Source organism: Prevotella corporis DSM 18810 = JCM 8529 (genome assembly GCF_000430525.1).
Classification (GTDB): Bacteria; Bacteroidota; Bacteroidia; order Bacteroidales; family Bacteroidaceae; genus Prevotella; species Prevotella corporis.
Genome location: NZ_KE387160.1, coordinates 40,362 through 46,903, shown reverse-complemented (window position 1 = coordinate 46,903; position 6,542 = coordinate 40,362). Strand labels below are relative to the sequence as shown.

General features: G+C 40.3%; 3 protein-coding genes and 1 pseudogene. All 4 read left to right on the top strand.

Annotation, left to right across the window (positions count from 1 at the left end; translation table 11 throughout):
- On the top strand, positions 1–302 hold a 302-nt coding region (locus H515_RS0112650), incomplete at its 5' end, for a transposase (protein WP_028902038.1).
- Positions 303–687: 385 nt separating this feature from the next.
- Positions 688–5,139 (top strand): annotated as a pseudogene (gene cas9, locus H515_RS13660) (type II CRISPR RNA-guided endonuclease Cas9).
- Between the two features lie 14 nt (positions 5,140–5,153).
- Positions 5,154–6,086, top strand: a complete 933-nt coding sequence (gene cas1 / locus H515_RS0112640) for a type II CRISPR-associated endonuclease Cas1 (RefSeq protein WP_025877407.1) — start codon at positions 5,154–5,156, stop codon at positions 6,084–6,086.
- Positions 6,087–6,091: 5 nt separating this feature from the next.
- Positions 6,092–6,433 (top strand): CRISPR-associated endonuclease Cas2, encoded by a 342-nt coding sequence (gene cas2 / locus H515_RS0112635; protein ID WP_025877409.1) that lies wholly within the window; start codon positions 6,092–6,094, stop codon positions 6,431–6,433.
- Positions 6,434–6,542 lie beyond the last annotated feature (109 nt).

Sequence of the window (6,542 nt, the reverse complement as noted above, 5' to 3'; positions counted from 1 at the left end):
GACTGTGCCACTCACTGCGCATAATCTTCGCCAAGAACACCATCAAGGATGCAGCCAGGCTCTCCATGGCACGGTGGTACAATAAAGTTGAAGAGGCAGACTTCCATTCATTCAATGTGATTGCTGCCACATTCTACGAGCATTATGATGAGATATTGAACTTCTATAACAACAGATCTTCGAATGCCATGGCAGAATCGTTCAATGCCAAAATTAAACTTTTCCGAGCCAATCTAAGAGGAGTGGCAGACAAGAAGTTCTTTTTATTCAGAATTGCAAAACTATATGCCTATCCCCATTGATTTTCTACTGAGCCTCGGAATACTCTGTTATTTCGTATTTGCTCTTGTGCCTTAATTCGATTCGCTTCCTTCATTTAATATTGTTAATTGACTATATTGTTGATGTTTAAAACTTATATCATGAAAATGATATTTCTATGTATAATTATAGATTTTCAGTTTTTGTTTAGCAGAAAGTCATATATATTTATCGGATTTATACAAATTATGAAAAATTATTCATACCTTTACAAAAAATTATTTCCTGTTATTGGAAATAAAATAAGGCGAGTTGCCCCGCCTTGTTTGTTTTCACAACGGAATAATCCTTATTGTGACTTGCATGAAAATTCTTTTGCAAATTTAGCAACTAAATAATTAATAACCAAATAAATCTATCAAAAAGATGAAAACAATTTTAGGATTAGACTTGGGAACCAATAGTATTGGTTGGGCTAAAGTCTCTTAAGATGACAACTGGAATTATCTGCACGATATTAAACTCGGCTGCCGGATTATTCCGATGAGTCAGGATGTGTTGGACAATTTTGGTAAGGGTGTTACCGAGTCGCAAACTTCTGTTCGCACAGGGTTTAGAGGTGTGCGGAGGATAAGAGAACGGTCGCTGCAGCGACGCGAACGCTTACATCGGGTGTTGCATAGATTAGGATTTTTACCACAACACTATGATGCTGCAATCGGTTGGGACAGAGATTGCGCTAAAACTTATGGGAAGTTTCTTGACAACGGTGAGCCTAAACTTGCATGGGAGCGGCAAGAAGACGGCAGTATGCGTTTCTTGTTCATGAACTCGTTTTATGAGATGATAGCAGATTTTACGAGCCATCAGCCAGCATTGGTAGCTGATGGAAAGAAAATTCCACTTGATTGGACACTCTATTATTTGCGGAAGAAAGCACTCACGCAGGCTATAAGAAAAGAGGAATTGGCGTGGATATTGCTCAGTTTCAACCAAAAGCGTGGTTATTATCAGCTTCGCGGAGAGGAGGAAGACGAAAATCCAACCAAACGTGAGGAGTTTTGTGAACTGAAAGTTGTAGCTGTGGAGGCTGCTGAAAAAGGGAAAGGTGATGATGTATGGTATAATGTGCATTTGGAAAATGGGTGTATCTATCGACGAAGTAGTAAAATTTCACTTGATGATTGGGTTGGAAAAACAAAACAATTTATTATAACGACGGAGTACGAAAAGGATGGTGTAACGCCGAAGAAGGACAAGGATGGAAAGGAAAAACGATCGTATCGCGCACCGAAAGAAGATGATTGGGGATTGCGCAAGAAACGAACGGAAACAGATTTGGAAGCCTCGGGTAAAACGGTCGGGGCATTTATCTACGAACATTTGCTGGCAGAACCTTCCGATAAGATACGAGGAAACTTTATTCATACGATTGAGCGCAAATATTATCGAGCTGAACTCGAGGCTATATTGACTCAGCAGCGTAAGTATCATGAAGAACTGCGAAGTGAGCAAATGCTTGCTGTTTGTGCAGAAGAACTTTATCGTAGCAATCTGCCCCATCAACAAAGCTTGCTGAAAAAAGACATGGTGTATTTATTATTGTCTGATCTTATCTTCTATCAGCGACCGTTGAAAAGTAAGAAATCGCTCATTGCCGACTGTCCTTATGAATATTACAGATATGTGGACAAGGAAACAGGTGAGATCAAGAAGCAAGGTATCAAGTGCATAGCCAAATCGAATCCTTATTATTAAGAGTTTCGTTTATGGCAGTTCGTCTTGAATCTTCGTCTATTTGATCGTATGACTGATAAGGAAGTAACGGCCGACTATTTGCCGACGAAAGAAGACTATGTGCGATTGTTTGATTATCTGAACAATCGCAAGGAAATAAACCAAGAAACGTTGCTCAAGGATTTCTTTCGATTAAAGAAAGTAAAGCTAGGAAGGGAAAAAGAATTTGAAATTCGGTGGAACTACATAGAGGACAAAGAGAAAAAGTATCCTTGCAACGAAACCCGATATGAATTGCTTGTAGCTCTTGACAGGGCAGGCATTGACCGGAGTTGGATAGATGAAGACGGACGACAATATCGCCTTTGGCATTTGCTTTATTCCATAGAGGTAAAAGCAGAGGCAGAGAGCGCATTGCGCAAATTGAATTCTGATGACGCTTTTGTGAGTTCTTTTCTAAAAGTGAAACCATTTATAAAGGACCATGGCGCTTATTCGGAGAAAGCTGTAAAGAAGCTGTTGGCGGTAATGCGTATGGGGAGTATGTGGAGTGAGGCCAATATCTGTGAAGAAACACAAAATCGGATAAGGAGCATTATTCGAGGCGACATCGAAGAGAAAATCAAAGAACGGATGGGGCATACAGCTCGTTCATTTAATCAGATCGATGATTTTCAAGCCCTTCCGGAATGGTTGGCATGCTATGTCGTGTATGGTCGGCATTCCGAGGTGACTGATATACAACACTGGGAAACACCAGAACAATTACAATCTTATATCAACGGCTTCAAACAACATTCGCTTCGTAATCCCATTGTAGAGCAATGTATCCTTGAAACGCTTCGCACCGTACACGATATATGGAAAGAAGCCGGACATATTGACGAAATCCATGTGGAATTAGGACGTGATATGAAACGGACGGCAGACCAACGTGCTCGTATGACGAAGAACATTCTGAAAAATGAAAATACCAATCTAAGGATTAAGAGCTTGCTGATGGAACTCAAAAAAGACACAGATATCAAGGAAGTCCGTCCGAATTCGCCAATGCAGCAAGACATATTACGAATTTATGAAGAAGGTGCTTTGTTGCAGTTGAAGAGAGATGATGAAGCGTTTGCAGATATTTCTAAAATCTCGCAGATGGCACAGCCTACTGCGACCGAATTGCGTAGATACAAACTGTGGCTCGACCAGAAGTATCGTTCACCTTATACTGGTAAGTTTATTTCGCTTTCCAAGCTATTTACTTCAGCTTACCAAATAGAACATGTTATTCCGCAGAGCCGGTACTTTGACGACTCCTTTAGCAACAAGGTGATATGCGAAGCTGAGGTGAATAGACTGAAATCCAATATGCTCGGTTATGAATTCATCAAAGCACATGGCGGAGAAATTGTGCATTGTACAATGTTGGGTGATGTAAAGATATTAAACGAAAGTGAATATAAGGCTTTTGTTAACGAGCATTATATTAACCATAGGGCGAAAAAAGAAAAACTCCTAATGGAGGATATTCCACAGGAGTTTCTCAATCGGCAGATGAATGACAGCAGATATATCAGTAAAGTGGTGAAAGCCTTGCTTTCCAACATTGTGCGAACAGAGGATGAAATGGATGTTACTTCAAAGTTTGTTGTTCCGTGTTCGGGTGGTATTACCGACCGATTGAAAAAAGACTGGGGCTTGAATGATGTATGGAACAGTATTGTTTTTCCTCGTTTTGAACGTCTTAATCGGATGACGGGAACAGAAGCATTCGGGCATTGGGAAAACAAAGAGGAGAAACGAGTATTCCAAACCTCAGTTCCTATAGAATTGCAGCTTGGTTTCAGTAAAAAACGCATTGACCATCGTCATCATGCGATGGATGCACTTGTTATAGCCTGCGCATCGCGCAATATTATTAACTATCTCAATAATGAATCAGCAAACAGTCAGAAAAAGCGAGAAGATCTGCGCAGACTGTTATGCGATAAAAATCGCATCATCCGTAAGCCATGGGAGAGTTTTACACAGGATGCCCGTGTAGCATTGCAAGATATTGTTGTAAGTTTCAGAAATTATGTACGTATCATCAACAAAGCAACGAACTATTATGAGCGATACGATGAGCAGGGAAAGAAAACAACGGCAGAACAAAAGAGTAGTGAGATGTGGGCAATCCGCAAGCCGATGCACAAGGAAACTGTCTTCGGACATGTAAATCTCAAGCGTAAAACTACTGTTAAACTGAAAAATGCGCTCGAGAATATTCCGAATATCTGTAATAAGGAGCTTAAAGCGTATATCAATGAATTGGTTGAAAAACATTTCAATACCAAACAAATGCTTGCACATTTCAAGAGCATTAACTATCGCTGGAATAGACAAAATGTTGAGAAAGTGGAAGTGTGGCAATATAGCGATGAAAAAGAAAGGATGGCGGCAACAAGAAAACCACTTGATACATCTTTCGACAAAAAGCGTATTGAGACGATCACTGACACTGGCATACAAAAGATACTTCTCAATTATCTTGAAGAGAAAGGCGGTGATCCAAATATAGCTTTCACACCTGAAGGCATTGCCGAAATGAATAAGAACATTTCTCTATTCAATGATGGAAAGCTTCATCAGCCTATTTTGAAAGTGAGGGTTGCGGAGCCAATGGGTGCAAAGTATCAAGTTGGACAGACTGGAAATAAAGCAGCAAAGTATGTTGAAGCGCAGAAAGGAACCAATCTCTATTTTGCTATCTATGAAAATGAAGAGGGAGAACGAAGCTATAACACAGTTCCGCTGAATGAAGTGACAGAACGATTAAAGCAAGGGATATTGCCTGTTCCAGAGAAAAACGAGAAAGATGTTCCGTTGAAGTTCTATCTGTCGCCCAATGACTTGGTGTATGTGCCAACGGAGGAAGATAAATTGTCGAACGAATGCAAGTTGGATAAGGAAAGAATATACAAGATGGTAAGTGTAACAGGGAGTCAATGTTTCTTTATTCCTTGTCGAGTAGCTACAAGTATTGCCAACAAAAAAGAGTTCTCTCCCTTAAACAAATTGGAGAAGGCTATTTCAGGTGAAATGATAAAGGCTGTCTGCTGGAAGCTTGAGGTAGATCGCTTAGGGAAGATTCTCAAAGTTATAAAATAAAAAACCATCTACCCATGATAAAGAAAACACTGTGCTTCAGTAATCCCATCTATTTGAGCCTGCGCAATGCTCAGTTGGTATTGCATTTGCCAGAGGTGGAAAGCAACGACACGTTGCCTGTAGCAATGAAAAAAGAAGCTGAACGTACCATCCCGATAGAAGATATTGGGGTGGTAATTCTCGATCATCGACGCATCACTATTACTTCGGGCGTACTGGAAGCATTATTGGAAAATAATTGTGCAGTAATTACTTGCGATCAAAAGAGTATGCCTGTAGGCTTATTGCTGCCACTTTGCGGAAACACTACACAGAACGAGCGGTTTAGAACGCAGTTGGATGTCTCTCTGCCTCTGCGTAAGCAGCTGTGGCAACAGACCGTAAAGCAAAAGATACTCAATCAGGAGTATGTGTTGAAAACCAATACGGATAAGGAAACAAACTGTATGCGTGTTTGGGCAAACGATGTGAGGAGTGGAGATCCCGACAATTTGGAAGCGAGAGCAGCAGCCTACTATTGGAAAAACTTATTTAAAGATTACCCTGATTTTGTGCGCGACAGAGAAGGTACACCACCCAACAATCTTCTGAACTATGGCTATGCTATTCTGCGTGCAGTGATAGCAAGATCTTTAGTTGGGAGCGGGCTCTTGCCCACATTGGGTATTCATCATCATAATCGCTACAATGCCTACTGTTTGGCAGACGATATAATGGAACCCTATCGACCGTATGTGGATGAATTAGTATTGGACCTCATAAGGCAAAATGAAGACATTTCGGAAATCAATAAACGATTGAAAATTCAACTGTTGGGAATACCAATGTTGGATGTTGTTATTAATGGAAAGCGCAGTCCGCTGATGATAGCTGCCCAACAAACGACCGCATCGCTTTATAAATGTTTTGCTGGAGAGATGCGCCACGTCAATTTTCCAGAAATGTAGCCATTATGACTAATTTCGACCGACTTAGCGAATATAGAATTATGTGGATTCTTGTATTCTTCGATCTTCCTACGGAAACTAAAAAAGAAAAAAAAGCCTATACAGATTTCCGTAAAGCCTTGATGAAGGATGGATTTACGATGTTTCAATTTTCTATCTATGTACGACATTGTGCGAGTATGGAAAATGCGGAAGTTCATATGAAGCGTATTCGTAACAACCTTCCCAAACTCGGAAAAGTCGGTATTTTGTGTATAACCGACAAACAGTTTGCCAATATTCAGCTCTTTTATGGTGAAAAGCCCGAAACACCGAATGCACCATATCAACAGTTGGAACTCTTCTGATTTGCCTGTCTATAGAAAACAAAAATCCCATCCAGTATGGATGGGATTTTGTTTTGCGGCATCATTTTATTTTTCTTCTACAACTTTGTATTGTACTTATTACCAACAC